This is a genomic window from Aeromonas dhakensis (assembly GCF_002285935.1).
In the GTDB taxonomy this organism is placed as follows: Bacteria; Pseudomonadota; Gammaproteobacteria; order Enterobacterales; family Aeromonadaceae; genus Aeromonas; species Aeromonas dhakensis.
In genome coordinates, this window is sequence record NZ_CP023141.1 from 1,131,450 (window position 1) to 1,146,638 (window position 15,189).

The 15,189-nt window shown below is 63.7% G+C and carries 12 protein-coding genes; 10 read left to right on the plus strand and 2 right to left on the minus strand.

Features of this window, described 5'->3' with window-relative positions:
* Positions 1-19: 19 nt before the first annotated feature.
* From ftsY to hutH, 10 genes are all read left to right on the plus strand, one after another.
* Entirely contained in the window at positions 20-1,936 is a 1,917-nt protein-coding gene (gene ftsY, locus CK627_RS05655; RefSeq protein ID WP_095591848.1) for a signal recognition particle-docking protein FtsY, read from the plus strand.
* Positions 1,937-2,026: 90 nt separating this feature from the next.
* Positions 2,027-2,695 carry a cell division ATP-binding protein FtsE gene (ftsE, locus tag CK627_RS05660; RefSeq protein WP_005308049.1) on the plus strand — a complete coding sequence of 223 codons (669 nt, stop codon included), beginning with the start codon at positions 2,027-2,029 and terminating at the stop codon, positions 2,693-2,695.
* Complete coding sequence (gene ftsX, locus CK627_RS05665) at positions 2,695-3,651, plus strand: permease-like cell division protein FtsX (RefSeq protein WP_005308051.1); 957 nt, start codon at positions 2,695-2,697, stop codon at positions 3,649-3,651. The genes ftsE and ftsX overlap by 1 nt, the downstream gene beginning before the upstream one ends.
* Positions 3,652-4,102: 451 nt before the next feature.
* Positions 4,103-4,957, plus strand: coding sequence for an RNA polymerase sigma factor RpoH (rpoH, locus tag CK627_RS05670; RefSeq protein WP_005308053.1), 855 nt, complete (start codon positions 4,103-4,105; stop codon positions 4,955-4,957).
* A gap of 197 nt (positions 4,958-5,154) precedes the next feature.
* Positions 5,155-5,814, plus strand: coding sequence for a carbonate dehydratase (can, locus tag CK627_RS05675; RefSeq protein ID WP_005308055.1), 660 nt, complete (start codon positions 5,155-5,157; stop codon positions 5,812-5,814).
* An 11-nt stretch (positions 5,815-5,825) separates the two neighbouring features.
* Positions 5,826-6,530: a histidine utilization transcriptional repressor HutC gene (hutC, locus tag CK627_RS05680; RefSeq protein ID WP_005308057.1), complete on the plus strand. Its 705-nt coding sequence runs from the start codon at positions 5,826-5,828 to the stop codon at positions 6,528-6,530.
* A gap of 155 nt (positions 6,531-6,685) precedes the next feature.
* Positions 6,686-7,921 carry an imidazolonepropionase gene (gene hutI, locus CK627_RS05685; protein ID WP_005308059.1) on the plus strand — a complete coding sequence of 412 codons (1,236 nt, stop codon included), beginning with the start codon at positions 6,686-6,688 and terminating at the stop codon, positions 7,919-7,921.
* Positions 7,914-8,852: a formimidoylglutamase gene (gene hutG / locus CK627_RS05690; RefSeq protein WP_095591849.1), complete on the plus strand. Its 939-nt coding sequence runs from the start codon at positions 7,914-7,916 to the stop codon at positions 8,850-8,852. The genes hutI and hutG overlap by 8 nt, the downstream gene beginning before the upstream one ends.
* 45 nt (positions 8,853-8,897) lie before the next feature.
* Positions 8,898-10,607, plus strand: coding sequence for a urocanate hydratase (gene hutU / locus CK627_RS05695; protein WP_095591850.1), 1,710 nt, complete (start codon positions 8,898-8,900; stop codon positions 10,605-10,607).
* A 4-nt stretch (positions 10,608-10,611) separates the two neighbouring features.
* Positions 10,612-12,144: a histidine ammonia-lyase gene (gene hutH / locus CK627_RS05700; RefSeq protein WP_095591851.1), complete on the plus strand. Its 1,533-nt coding sequence runs from the start codon at positions 10,612-10,614 to the stop codon at positions 12,142-12,144.
* 73 nt (positions 12,145-12,217) lie between these two features.
* Here the strand turns inward: hutH and CK627_RS05705 are convergent, their stop codons facing one another.
* Entirely contained in the window at positions 12,218-13,315 is a 1,098-nt protein-coding gene (locus CK627_RS05705) for a calcium:cation antiporter (protein WP_005308064.1), read from the minus strand.
* Positions 13,316-13,523: 208 nt separating this feature from the next.
* Positions 13,524-15,059, minus strand: coding sequence for an EAL domain-containing protein (locus CK627_RS05710; protein WP_167385277.1), 1,536 nt, complete (start codon positions 15,057-15,059; stop codon positions 13,524-13,526).
* Between the last annotated feature and the right edge of the window lie 130 nt (positions 15,060-15,189).

The window sequence follows — 15,189 nt, forward strand, 5'->3', positions numbered from 1 at the left end:
TTGATGTGAGTATTTTTAGATGGCAAAAGGTTTGTTTTCCTGGCTGGGTTTCGGCCGCAAGAAAGAAGAGGCTGAGGCTGTCCAACCACAGACACCGCAAGCCACCCCGACTACCGTTGAGCCCGAAATCACGGCTCACCCGGCTCCCGTTTCCGAGACGACTGTTTCCGATAGTACGCCGGCCGTCGCTGCTGAAGTGCCCGCCAGCGCACAGAATTCCGTTTTGCACGATGATTGCTGCCCGCCTGCCGAGCTGGACGACCATGGTCCGCTAGTGGTGGAGGAGTGCGCCTCCGATCTGGAGCCGGTGATCGTCAATGAAGCCCTGATCGCCGAAGAGGAGCGCGCGGCTGCCGAGGCGCAAGCTGCCGAAGCTGCCCGGGTTGCGGCCGATCTCAAGGCAGCGGAAGAAGCTCGCCTTGCCGCAGCCGCTCAGGTTGCCGAAGAGGCTCGTATTGCCGCCGAAGTCCGCGCCGCAGAAGAGGCTCGCATTGCCGCCGAAGCCCGCGCCGCGCAAGAGGCCCGTATTGCCGCCGAAGCCCGCGCCGCGCAAGAGGCCCGTATTGCCGCCGAAGCCCGCGCCGCAGAAGAGGCTCGCATTGCTGCCGAAGCCCGCGCTGCCGAAGAGGCTCGCATTGCTGCCGAAGCCCGCGCCGCAGAAGAGGCTCGCATTGCCGCCGAAGCCCGCGCCGCAGAAGAGGCTCGCGTTGCCGCCGAAGCCCGTGCGGCAGAAGAGGCTCGCATTGCCGCCGAAGCCCGTGCCGTGGAAGAGGCCCGTATCGCCGCCGAAGCCCGCGCCGCAGAAGAGGCTCGCCTTGCTGCCGAAGCCCGTGCCGCAGAAGAGGCTCGTATTGCCGCCGAAGCGCAGGCTGCCGAGGAAGCCCGGATCGCCAAAGAGGCCCAGCGGGCGGAAGATCTGCGCCTGGTGGCCGAGATGGAGGCTGAGGCTGCCGCACTGGCCGCACTGCCACTGGCAGCCAAGGTGGACGACGACACCCAGGACAAGCCGCAGCGGGAGGGCTTCTTCGCTCGCCTCAAGCGTAGTCTGGTGCGCACCAAGGAGAATATCGGTTCCGGCTTCTTCAGCCTGTTCCGAGGCAAGAAGATCGACGACGAGCTGTTCGAGGAGCTGGAGACCCAGCTGCTGACTGCGGATCTCGGCGTCGACACCACCACCCGTATCATCGAGGGGCTGGTGCAGCACGCGGATCGCAAGCAGCTCAAGGATGCCGAGGCGCTCTACGGCCTGCTCAAGCAGGACATGGGCGAGATGCTGGCCAAGGTCGAGCAGCCGCTGGTGATCGACACCGACAAGAAGCCTTACGTCATCCTGATGGTGGGCGTGAACGGGGTCGGCAAGACCACCACCATCGGCAAGCTGGCCAAGCAGTTCCAGGCCGAGGGCAAGAGTGTGATGCTGGCCGCTGGCGATACCTTCCGCGCTGCCGCCGTCGAGCAGTTGCAGGTGTGGGGTCAGCGCAACAACATTCCGGTGATTGCCCAGCACACCGGCGCCGACTCCGCCTCCGTCATCTATGATGCCATCGAGGCTGCCCGCTCGCGCGGGGCCGACGTGCTGATCGCCGATACCGCCGGCCGCCTGCAGAACAAGAGCAACCTGATGGAAGAGCTCAAGAAGGTGGTGCGGGTGATGAAGAAGCTGGACGATGCGGCGCCCCACGAAATCATGCTGACCCTGGACGCAGGCACCGGCCAGAACGCCCTGAGCCAGGCCAAGCTGTTCAGCGAGGCGGTGGGGCTGACCGGCATCACCCTCACCAAGCTGGATGGCACCGCCAAGGGCGGCGTCATCTTCGCGGTGGCCGACAAGTTCCAGATCCCGATCCGCTACATCGGGGTGGGCGAGGGGATCGACGATCTGCGTCCGTTCGTCGCCAACGACTTCATCGAGGCGCTTTTCAGTCGCGAGGAGTGAGTGTCTTCGCGATGAGCAAGCTCGGGCGCTGTGAGTTGAGCGCCCCCTGCCCCGACCCAGGCCGGGGCTTGTCACTGTCAGGGAACCGTTATGATCCGTTTTGACAAGGTCAGCAAGGTTTACAGCGGCGGCCATCAGGCGCTGCAGAAGGTCAGTTTTCATCTGCGCAAAGGGGAGATGGCCTTTCTGACCGGGCACTCGGGCGCAGGCAAGAGTACCCTCCTCAAACTCATCAGCGTAATGGAACGGCCGACCGACGGCCGTGTCTTCTTTCATGGCGACGACGTCAGCCACATCAAGCGGGGGGAGATCCCCTATGTGCGCCGCCAGATCGGCATGATCTTTCAGGATCACCGCCTGCTGATGGACAGAACCGTGTTCGACAACGTGGCGTTGCCGCTGGTGATCGACGGCTACAGCCATGGGGACATCAACAAGCGGGTGGCCGCTGCGCTCGACAAGGTGGGGCTGCTCGGCAAGGAGCGCTACCAGCCGCGCATGCTCTCCGGCGGTGAACAGCAGCGGGTCGGCATCGCCCGTGCCATCGTCAACAAGCCGCCGCTGCTGCTGGCGGATGAGCCGACCGGCAACCTGGATCCCCAGCTCTCCATGGATATCATGCGGCTGTTCGAGGAGTTCAACCGCTTCGGCGTCTCCGTGCTGATTGCCACCCACGATCTGGGGCTGATCGCCCGCATGCGCTATCGCACCCTGACCCTCAAGGCGGGTCGCATGTATTCGTCCGGGGAGGAGCTCTGATGGCCATTCGTGCGCGTCATAAACAGCCGCCGCTGCGGCGTTTCATGATGTACTGGGTTGACCACGCCCGCCAGGCCTTTGCCAGTCTGGGGGAGCTGTGGCGCAATCCGCTCGCCTCGCTGATGACGCTGGCGGTGCTGGGGGTCAGCCTGGCGCTGCCCTCCTGCTTCCACGTGCTGCTGAAAAACGCCGAGGTGGTGGAGGGGAGCTGGCAGACCAGTTCCCAGATCTCCCTCTACCTGCGCAAGGATCTGCCCGAGCAGAACATCCTCGACATGAAGCAGCGGATCCTGCTCTACCCGGAGGTGGAGTCGGTCACCTACATGAGCCGGGATGAGGCGCTCAAGGAGTTTCGCGAGATCTCCGGCTTTGGCGATGCGCTCGACTACCTCGACAGCAACCCGCTGCCGCCGGTGCTGAGCGTGATCCCGGATCCGCGCTGGCAGAACCCGGAAGGGGCGGCCGAGCTGCTCAACAAACTGAGCAACGAAGACGGGGTCGAGCAGGGCAAGCTGGATCTGCAGTGGCTGACCCGGTTGCAGGGGATCATGAACCTGCTGCGCCACACCATCACCGGCATCGCCGTGCTGCTGCTCTCCGCGGTACTGCTGATCGTCGGCAACACCCTGCGCCTGAATATCCTCAACCAGCGTTCCGAGATCGAAGTGCTCAAGCTGGTGGGGGCGACCGATGCGTTTATCCATCGTCCCTTCCTTTATACCGGCATCTGGTTCGGGGTCATCGGCGGCATGCTGGCCTGGTGGCTGACCGAGGTGATGGTGATCTGGAGCGAAGGGGTGGTGAAGGAGCTGGCGGGCCTCTACAACAGCAACTTCCGGCTGGTGGGCATGGGAGCGGTGGACGGGATCAACCTGATCCTGCTTGGGGCCCTGCTGGGGCTGATCGCCTCCTGGTTTTCGGTCCATCGCCACATTCGCGACATCGAACCGTCCTGATTAATTTATCAGCGTTTCAAAGCGCTGGATTTTGCGACCTGGATCAAGTAAAAGAGTGGCCGTTTCTGGCACGGCCACCGTTCTGGGAGTAATCTGGATAGCACCAGTCTTCAGGATCTTCTCTGGATCCTGTGAACCTTCTGATTTATAAGCAGTCTACAATTGCGAAGAATTTATACGGGTGTGGCCCCTATGCCTTGCTCGTCTGACTTGGCAAGCATGTGAAGGTTGCGAGCTCCGCAACAATGGACTTAGCATGCTACTTTTCGGGGGTCCTTCATTGTGACCCCCTTTTTTTGACTGTTCATTCATGATTCATCCTGCCGGCCTAAGATGATTCCGGTTCAGACATGCCCGTCATGTTTGATGCAGGCCGCAGAATGGCGTCCGGTCAGTAGACAGGCCCTCTCAGGGTGTTAGACTGATTCGATTGAAAAGTAAGAGGTAGAACATGGGAACTTCATTGCAGCGCACTATGGCTCTGATTCCGCAAGGTAGTCTGGAAGGCTATATCCAGGCAGTAAACTCGATTCCGGTGCTGAGCGCAGAGGAAGAGCGTGAGCTGGCTGAGCGTTTGCAGCAGGAAGGCGATCTCGAGGCTGCCCGTCAGCTGGTTATGTCGCACCTGCGTTTTGTCGTTCACGTCGCCAAGAGTTATGCCGGTTACGGTCTGCCCCAGGCCGATCTGGTGCAGGAAGGCAACATCGGCCTGATGAAGGCGGTCAAGCGCTTTGACCCGAGCGTCGGCGTGCGTCTGGTCTCCTTCGCGGTGCACTGGATCAAGGCTGAAATCCACGAATACGTGCTGCGCAACTGGCGCATGGTCAAGGTGGCAACCACCAAGGCCCAGCGCAAGCTCTTCTTCAACCTGCGCAAGTCCAAGAAACGTCTCGGCTGGCTGAACCACGAAGAGGTGCAGGCCGTGGCTGCCGACCTCGGCGTCTCCGCCGCCGACGTCACCGAGATGGAAGCGCGCATGAGCAACTACGATCAGGCGTTCGATCTGGTCGGTGATGAGGACGAAGAGGGCGGTTTTGCGCCGGTCCACTATCTGGAGGACAAATCCTCCGATCTGGCCGCCACCATCGAGAACGACAACTGGGACGATCATGCGACCCGTCGTCTGAGCTCGGCCCTGGCCACCCTGGATGAGCGCAGCCAGCACATCATCCGTGCCCGCTGGCTGGACGACGACAGCAAGACCACCCTGCAGGAGCTGGCCGATACCTACGGCGTCTCCGCCGAGCGGGTGCGTCAGCTTGAGAAGAATGCCCTCAAGAAGCTGAAGGATGCGATGGAAGCGTAATCCTGTGCGCCGGGCGGGTTCGTCAGCTTGAGCAGCACGCACCCAAGCAGCTGAAAGATACGAGGGAGGCCTGAGCCTCTTGATGAAAACAGGGCCTGATGGCCCTGTTTTTGTTTGGCGGGGATCTGGTCGGCCTTGCCTTGGTTACCCTTGTGTATGGTATGTTGCCGCCACTGCCACAGTAGGGAGAGCAGATAGTGAAACTCTTGAACGACTTGTTTACCAACAACCGCGAGTGGGCGGAACGGATCAAGGCCGAGGATCCCGAATTCTTTGCTACCCTCTCCGCCCAGCAGGCCCCCGAATACCTCTGGATTGGCTGCTCCGACAGCCGGGTACCCGCCAACCAGCTGATGGGGCTGCTGCCGGGGGACGTGTTCGTCCACCGCAACGTCGCCAACCTGGTGGTACACACCGACTTCAACTGCCTCTCGGTGCTGCAATACGCGGTCGAGGTGCTCAAGGTGAAGCACATCATCGTCTGCGGCCATTACGGCTGCGGCGGCGTCAAGGCGGCGATGCAGAACCAGGAGCTGGGGCTCATCGACAACTGGCTGCGCAACATCAAGGATGTCTACTTCAAGTATCGCGAGCAGCTGGATGCCATCGAGGATGAGCACGAGCGCTTCGACTACCTGTGCGAGCTGAACGTGGCCGAGCAGGTGGCCAACGTCTGCCACACCACCATCATCCAGAACGCCTGGCGCAAGGGGCAGGAGCTGGCGGTGCACGGCTGGATCTACGGCATCAAGGACGGTCTGCTGCACGATCTCGATCTCTGCATCAGCGGGCCCGAGCAGATCCCGGACGTCTATCGCGCCTGGCCGGACATGCGTCCGCCCCATCGCCGTCGCTGAGGAGCATTCCGTTGGCACCGGCTCTCTATCTGCAGATCAAGCAGCACATCCTGGACGGGATCCGCGAACGCCACTATCAGGCGGGCGACCGGATCCCGACCGAGGCCGCCCTGTGCGAGCAGTTCACCGTGAGCCGGATGACGGTCAACAAGGCGCTGCGCGAACTGGTGGCCGAGGGCTGGCTGGTGCGCACCGCCGGCTCCGGCAGCTTCGTGGCGGACCGGCGCACCGAGTCGCCGCTGCTGGCCATTCGCAACATCGCCGACGAGATCGCCGAGCGGGGCAGCGAGTACAGCGGCCGGGTGATCCGGCTGCAACGCCAGGCCGCCGACGAGAAGGTGGCGGTGCAACTGGGGCTGCGGGTCGGGGCGCCCATCTTTCACAGCCTCATCGTCCATCAGGCCGACGGTGAGCCGCTGCAGCTGGAGGAGCGCTTCGTCGATGCGGAGCGGCTGCCGGAGTATGGCGAGCAGGATTTTGCCAGCCAGACCCCCAATCGTTATCTGATGGAGGTCTGCCCCCTCTCCGAGATGGAGCACGTGGTGGAGGCGGTGCTGCCGAGCGCCGGCGAGGCCGGCTTGCTGCAGGTACGGGTCGACACCCCCTGCCTGCTGCTGCATCGGCGTACCTGGTCCGACGGTTATCTGGTCTCCTATGCCCGTCTGCTCTCGCCGGGCTCCCGCTACAAGTTGAGCTCCAAGACCAGCCTTAGCTAATTGTATATACATATCATTTTTGACAAAGCCCGCCTCTGGCGGGCTTTTTTGTGTTTAAGCTCTAATGAACACGCTGTTATCAAGATGTGAACTTGATCCTTTCTTTCCCGTCATAGATCGGATATAAGTTAATGTATATACATTTAGAGGTCGGTATGAACAAGGAACTGTTGAACTGCGAGCGGGTCTGGCTCAACGTGACACCCGCCACCCTGCGCTCCGATCTGGCTGACTACGGTCTGCTGGAGCCCCATGCCCTCGGCGTTCATGAGGGGAGGATCCACGCCCTGGTGCCCATGCAGGATCTCAAGGGCCCCTATCCCGCCCATTGGCAGGACATGAAGGGTAAGCTGGTTACCCCCGGCCTCATCGATTGCCACACCCACCTCATCTTCGCCGGCAGCCGCGCCGAAGAGTTCGAACTGCGCCAGAAGGGGGTGCCCTATGCCGAGATCGCCCGCAAAGGCGGCGGCATCATCAGCACGGTGCGTGCCACCCGTGCCGCCAGCGAAGATCAGCTGTTTGAGCTGGCGCTGCCACGGATCAAGTCGCTGATCCGGGAAGGGGTCACCACGGTGGAGATCAAGTCCGGCTACGGCCTCACCCTGGCAGACGAGCTCAAGATGCTGCGGGTGGCCCGCCGACTGGGAGAGGCGCTGCCGATCCGGGTCAAGACCACCCTGCTGGCAGCCCATGCGGTGCCGCCGGAGTATCGTGACGATCCCGACTCCTGGGTCGAGACCATCTGTCAGGAGATCATCCCGGCCGCCGCCGAAGCGGGTCTGGCCGATGCGGTGGACGTCTTCTGTGAACACATCGGCTTCTCGCTGGCCCAGACCGAGCAGGTCTATCTGGCGGCGGATCAATATGGCCTGGCGGTGAAGGGGCACATGGATCAGCTCTCCAACCTGGGCGGCAGCACGTTGGCTGCCAACTTCGGTGCCCTCTCGGTGGATCATCTGGAGTATCTGGATCCGGAAGGGGTCCAGGCGCTGGCTCACCGCGGTGTGGTCGCGACCCTGCTGCCCACCGCCTTCTATTTCCTCAAGGAGACCAAGCTGCCGCCGGTCGCCGCCCTGCGCAAGGCGGGGGTGCCGATGGCGGTCTCCTCCGACATCAACCCCGGCACGGCCCCCATCGTCTCCCTGCGGATGGCCATGAATATGGCCTGCACCCTGTTCGGCCTGACCCCGGTGGAGGCCATGGCCGGGGTGACCCGCCACGCCGCCCGGGCACTTGGCGAGCAGGAGCAGCTGGGACAGCTCAGGGTCGGCATGCTGGCGGATTTCCTGGTCTGGAACTGCGGCCATCCGGCCGAACTCAGCTACCTCATCGGCGTCGATCAGCTGGTGAGCCGAGTGGTCAACGGGGAGGAGACCCTGCATGGATAAGATCAACGGGATCGACATGTCGGTCTGGCAGGGGCGTCAGGATCCGGAAGACGGTGAACTGGCCCTGCGCTGGCATGACAGGGTGCGGCCCTGGCAGGGGCGCGGTGAACCCGGCGTGGTACTGCTCGGCTTTGCCTGCGATGAAGGGGTACGCCGCAACAAGGGGCGCGTCGGTGCGGCCGGTGCGCCGCTGGCGGTGCGCAAGCTGCTCGCCAACACGGCCTGGCATCTGGGCCAGCCGGTCTATGATGGCGGCGACGTGCACTGTGAGGATGGCGATCTCGATGCCGCCCACGAGCGGCTGGCCGAGCGGGTGGCCGCTGCCCTCGAGCAGGGCCAGTTCCCGCTGGTGCTGGGGGGCGGCCACGAGGTGGCCTTCGGCAGCTGGAGCGGCCTCAACCGTCATCTGGGCGGCCGTGGCAGGGTGGGCATCATCAACTTCGACGCTCACTTCGACCTGCGCATGAAGCAGGAGCAGGCGAGTTCCGGCACCCCCTTCTTCCAGATTGCCGAGCAGTGCGTCGCCCAGGGCTCGCCTTTTACCTACGCCTGCCTCGGGGTGGCCGAGACCGCCAACACCGCGGCCCTGTTTGCCCGTGCCGAGGCGCTGGGGGTGTGGCACGTGCTGGACGAGGCGATGACGCCGACCGAGCTGCCAGTCTTGCTCAACGGGCTGGATGCCTTTATCGCCCGCTGTGACCACCTCTATCTGACCATCGATCTGGACGTGCTGCCCGCCGCCGTGATGCCGGGGGTAAGTGCCCCTGCCGCCCGCGGCGTGGAGCTGGCGGTCATCGAACCGCTGATCGCCCATATCCGGGCCAGCGGCAAGCTCAGGCTCGCCGATCTGGCCGAGTACAACCCGAACCTGGATCAGGACAACCGCAGCGCCCGCGTGGCCGCGCGCCTGGTTCACCAGTTGACCAAGTAGCGGCGCACCGCGCCGCCTGACCGTATCGCTAAACAAGGAGTGTCTATGTCTGTACAACACCAGGATCCCCGCCACGATCCGAGCCGGATCATCCGTGCTCCCCACGGCACCCAGCTGACTGCCAAGAGCTGGCTCACCGAGGCGCCCCTGCGGATGCTGATGAACAACCTGGATCCGGAAGTGGCCGAGCATCCCCAATCCCTGGTGGTGTACGGCGGCATCGGTCGCGCCGCCCGCAACTGGGCCTGCTACGACAAGATCGTCGAGGTGCTGACCCGCCTCGAGGAGAACGAGACCCTGCTGGTGCAATCCGGCAAGCCGGTCGGGGTGTTCCAGACCCACAAGGACGCACCGCGGGTGTTGATCGCCAACTCCAACCTGGTGCCGCACTGGGCCAACTGGGAGCACTTCAACGAGCTCGACAAGAAGGGCCTGATGATGTACGGCCAGATGACCGCCGGCTCCTGGATCTACATAGGTACTCAGGGGATCGTGCAGGGCACCTACGAAACCTTCTTCGCGGTGGCGAACCAGCACTTCAACGGCGAACCCAAGGGGCGCTGGATCCTGACCGGCGGGCTCGGTGGCATGGGCGGCGCCCAGCCGCTGGCCGCCACCATGGCCGGCTTCTCCATGATCGCCGTGGAGTGTGACGAGACCCGCATCGATTTTCGCCTCAAGACCCGCTACGTCGACAAGAAGGCCTACAGCCTGGATGAGGCGCTGGCCATGGTCGAGGAAGCCAGGCAGAGCGGCACCGCCGTCTCCGTCGGCCTGCTCGGCAACGCCGCCGACGTCTTCGCCGAACTGGTGGCCCGCGGCATCACGCCGGACGTGGTGACCGACCAGACCTCTGCCCACGATCCCATCCACGGCTACCTGCCCCAGGGCTGGAGCGTGACCCAGTGGCGTGACCTGCAGAAGAGCGCGCCGCAAGAGGTCAACGTGGCGGCTCGCCGCTCCATGGCTCGCCAGGTCGAAGCCATGCTGACCCTGCAATCCCGCGGCGCTGCCACGCTCGATTACGGCAACAACATCCGCCAGATGGCGCTGGAAGAGGGCGTCAAGAATGCCTTCGACTTCCCCGGCTTCGTCCCGGCCTACATCCGTCCGCTGTTCTGCCAGGGGATAGGTCCGTTCCGCTGGGTCGCGCTCTCCGGCGATCCGGAAGACATCTACAAGACCGATCAGAAGGTGAAGGAGCTGATCCCGGACGATCCCCACCTGCACAACTGGCTCGACATGGCCCGCGAGCGCATCGCCTTCCAGGGCCTGCCGGCGCGGATCTGCTGGGTCGGCGTCAAGGATCGGGTACGCCTGGGCCTGGCCTTCAACGAGATGGTGAAGAACGGCGAGCTGAAGGCCCCGGTCGTCATCGGTCGCGACCACCTGGATTCCGGCTCCGTGGCGAGCCCGAACCGCGAGACCGAGTCCATGATGGACGGCTCCGACGCCGTCTCCGACTGGCCGCTGCTCAACGCCCTCCTCAACACAGCCGGCGGTGCGACCTGGGTCTCCCTGCACCACGGTGGCGGGGTCGGCATGGGCTTCTCCCAGCACTCCGGCGTGGTGATCGTCTGTGACGGCACCGACGACGCCGCCAAGCGGGTCGGCCGCGTGCTGCGCAACGACCCGGCCACCGGGGTGATGCGTCACGCCGATGCCGGCTACGAGATTGCCATCAACTGTGCCCACGAGGCGAAACTGGATCTGCCGATGATTGATGGCGCCAACGGTGTCAAAGGAAAGGTGTAACACCATGTTTGAATTGACTATTACCCCGGGCGAGCTGGATCTCGCCACCCTGCGCCGCGTCAGCCGCGAGCCGGTACACGTTTCGCTGGATCCCGCCGCTCTGGCGGGGATCCACGCCTCCGCCGCCGTGGTCACCAAGGTGATCGAACAGAATCGCGTGGTGTATGGCATCAACACCGGCTTCGGCCTGCTGGCCAACACCCGCATTCCGGTGGAGCAGCTGGACGAGCTGCAGCGCTCTATCGTGCTCTCCCATGCCGCCGGTATCGGCGAGTACATGGATGACGCCACCGTGCGGCTGATGATGGTGCTCAAACTCAACTCCCTGGCCCGCGGCTTCTCCGGCATCCGGTTGGTGGTGCTGGAGGCCCTGATGCGCCTCATCAACGCCGAGGTGTATCCGGTGGTGCCGAAGAAGGGCTCCGTCGGCGCCTCCGGCGATCTGGCGCCGCTGGCCCATATGAGCTGCCTGCTCATCGGTGAAGGCAAGGCGCGCTACAAGGGCGAGCTGATCGACGCCACCACGGCCCTCAAGATTGCAGGCCTGGAGTCCATCGCACTGGCACCGAAAGAGGGGCTGGCACTGCTCAACGGCACCCAGGCGAGCACCGCCTTCGCGCTGGAAGGGCTGTTCCACGCCGAGGATCTCTACGCCGGCGCCATCACCATAGGCGCCATGAGCGTGGAGGCGGCCCTCGGCAGCCGCCGTCCGTTCGATGCCCGCATCCACGCGGTGCGCGGCCAGCGCGGCCAGATCGACGCGGCTGCCTGCTACCGCCACCTGCTGGTGGATGGCAGCGAGATCGGCATGTCCCACCACAACTGCGAGAAGGTGCAGGATCCTTACTCCCTGCGCTGCCAACCGCAGGTGATGGGCGCCTGCCTGACCCAGATCCGTCAGGCGGCCGAGGTGCTGGTGTGCGAGGCCAACGCGGTCTCCGACAACCCGCTGGTGTTTGCCGAGGACGAAGACATCCTCTCCGGCGGCAACTTCCACGCAGAACCCGTGGCCTTTGCCGCCGACAACCTGGCGCTGGCGATCGCCGAGATCGGCTCGCTCTCAGAGCGTCGCATGGCACTGCTGATCGACTCGCGCATGTCCGGGCTGCCGGCTTTTCTGGTCAACAACGGCGGCGTGAACTCCGGCTTCATGATCGCCCAGGTCACCTCGGCGGCGCTCGCCTCCGAAAACAAGACCCTGGCCCACCCGGCCTCGGTGGACAGCCTGCCCACCTCCGCCAACCAGGAGGATCATGTCTCCATGGCCACTTTCGCCGGTCGCCGGCTGGCGGACATGGCCGAGAACACCCGCGGCATCCTGGCGGTGGAACTGCTGGCGGCTGCCCAGGGCCTGGATTTCCGCGCGCCGCTGCGTTCCACCGAGCTGGTGGAACTGGCCAAGGGCCGCCTGCGCGAAGAAGTCAGCTTCTACGACAAGGACAGGTATTTCGCGCCGGACATCGAGGCGGCCGCCGCCCTGCTGGGCCGGGCCAGCTACAACGACCTGATCCCGGCCGGCGTGCTGCCGAGCCTGTAAGCGGCCATCCAGCCCATGACAAAAGACCGCCCATCGGGCGGTCTTTTCGTTGCTGTGGTCGATGATTCAGCGGTTATTCGTGCTCGAACATCAGGAACAGGTAGACCACGAACAACACCAGGTGGGTAGCCCCGTGCAGCGCATTGGTGCGGCCGCTGCTGAAGGTTACCTTGCACACCATAAGGGTGGTGATGAGCAGCACCATGTCGGCGGCGGAGAGGCCCAGACGCACCTCCTGCCCCAGCATGGCGCCGATGAACAGCACGGCGGGCACTGTGAGGGCGATGGTGGCCAGCACAGAGCCGAAGTAGAGGTTCATGGCCCGCTGCAGCTGGTTGTTGAAGGCCGCCTTGATGGCGCCGACCGCCTCGGGAGCCAGCACGATACAGGCGACGATGAAGCCCCCCAGCGCCGGCGGCGCCGCCAGCACCTTGACCCCGTGGTTGATGGGAATGGCGAGGGTCTTGGCCAGCAGGATCACCACCACCAGATAGGCGAGCAGCAACAGGGTGTGGTAGACGTTGCTCTGCAGCGGGCCGTGGTGCTCTTCGTAATCCTCGTGATCGCTGTCGATGAAGAAGTGGCTGTGGCTGCGGGTCTGGATCAGCAGGAAGACGCCGTAGAGCAGCACAGAGATGATGATCAGCATCCAAGACATGGCGCTCGACATGCTGCCGATGTTGCCCCCCTCGGTGAAATTGGGCAGTACCAGGCAGAGCAGCGCCAGCGGAATGATGGCCACCAGATAGGATTTGACCCCGTCCAGATTGAAGCTCTGGGTGTGGTAGCGCCAGCCGCCAAACAGCAGGGTGAAGCCCACCAGGCCGTTGGTCACCAGCATCACCACCGCAAACATGGTGTCGCGGGCCATCACCGGATTGGGTTCGCCGGTCAGCATGACGGAGGAGATCATCACCACCTCCAGCGAGATGACCGACAGGGTCAGGATCAGGGTGCCGAAGGGTTCGCCCAGCTTGATGGCGAGGGCATCGGAGTGGCGCACCACCGAGAAGATGGCCCAGGTGACGATGGCAAGCAGCACAGCCGACACCGGAAGATAGATCCCGAGCGGAGTCGTCTCTGTCAGCAGGTCGCTACCTAGCGTCTTGAAGAAGAGCAGGGTGAGCAGGCCGACGGGCAGGGCAATCTCTTGCCGGATAAATGACTTCATAGGCAGTGGTTCTCATCTCGGGGCGGCGTGAGCCGACGGGTATGGAGCAGGATGGCACGTTACCGCAGTGACGGCCCTGCCAATGATAAAGGCTGTTGTCCGCGCAAGGAAAAAACATTTTGTTGCAAGATATGAGGGGAGCCGCATCCTCACCCGCTGCTAGCACAGAGTGGTGCTCGCCTGTGCGGTCGAGGGGGCAGAGGCTGGCTCAGCGCTCGCCCCCGTGGTTCTGGTACCAGGCCAGCAGCCAGATCTTCAGCTTGGTCAGGGCCATGGGCGGGGCATAGACATAACCCTGGATCAGGTGCACGCCGTGCTGGTCCAGATAGTCCACCTGATCCTGGCGTTCGACCCCCTCGGCGATCATCTCCATGCCCGACTCGCGGCCAAAGGCGATGGTGGCATCCAGCACGCTGCGTTTGAGATCGTCTGTGCCTATGGTGTCGACGAACATCTTGTCGATCTTGATCTGGCGGATGCCGAGTCGCTGCAGGTAGGCGAAGCCGCCGTAACCGGTACCGAAGTCATCCAGCTTGAAGTGGTAGCCCCGCTGCTGCAGGGCGCCGATCTCGGCGCTCGCCGTCTCGATGTCGGTGATGGGCTTGCGCTCGGTCAGCTCGAAGGTGAGCTGGGCGGGAGAGGGCCAGCCGTGGCGCAGCAGCAGGTTGCGCAGGTGCGGTTGCTCCAGGTGGGAGGCCACTATGTTGACGCTGACCCACTGGCCGGGGATGAGCTTGGGCAGGTCGGCGATGACTTTTTCCAGCAGCTGGCTGGTCATGGGCAGGATCAGCTCCTGCTCTTCCGCATAGTCGATGAAGGCTCCTGGCGGGATCAGGCCGCCGCCCCGCTGCCAGCGCAGCAGTGCCTCGAACCCCACCACCTGCTGGCTGCGGCTGTCCACCACGGGTTGGTAGAAGGGGACGAACTCCCGCCGCGCCAGTCCGGCCTGCAACAATCCCTTGAGAGAGCGCCGGTAGTTGCGCAGCCCCCAGTAGGCCGCGACCAGCAGGGCCCCGATGGCGGCGCCGCACCAGAGCCCGTAGTAGCGGGCCTGCTGCAGGGCGTACTGCTCGAGTGCCCGGCCCGCCCACAGGGTCTGCCGGATCTGCTCGTGGGGATCGAGAAAACTGAGGCTGAGGCTTTGACTGCCTGCCTCCTCCTTGATGGCGCTGTCGCCGCGGGGGAAGGTCGGGCTGGAGCCCCCCGGTTGCAGCTGGCTGAATTCGAGGTAGAAGCAGTTGGCGCAGGGATATTGCAGCAGGGCGTGGCTCCAGCTGTTGCTCAGCACCCAGTAGACTATGTTGCCGCCGCTGCGGTAGTAGGCGACTATCTCCTGTTCGGTGTTGAAGCGGGCCTGGGTGGCCGCGATCCCGAAAGCATCCTTATTGGGGTAGGGGGGCAGCTCGGCCAGGGTGAAGGGCAGATCCATCCCCAGGCTGGAACAGCCGCCACCGGAGGCGAGCAGCAGCCCCTGAATGCGGATGTGTTCGTTGTAAAAACGGGGGGCTCGCAGCAACGCCATGTCCTGCTCGCCGCAGTCAAAATGGAACTGCACCAGCTGGTTGCGAATGCTCTCGTCCAGTACCTGATGTCGCTCCACCAGGGCGGCCTTGATCTCCTCTTTTTTCTTCTGCAGCAGCTGGTGGGCCAGGGTGCCGCCGAGCAGTTGGCTGAGGGGAAGACTGGCCAGCAGCGGCAGGCAGAACAGCAACAGAGTGAGCCAGAGTGGGGAGATGGTTCGCAAGGGGCACCTGCCTGATGGGCGAATAGGATGCATATGAGTGGCATCATCATAGTGCATTAGCTGCATCGATTTGAGCGGAGGCGATCACACTTGTGTCGTAGATTTATAATCTGCTGATAAATAATGGTTT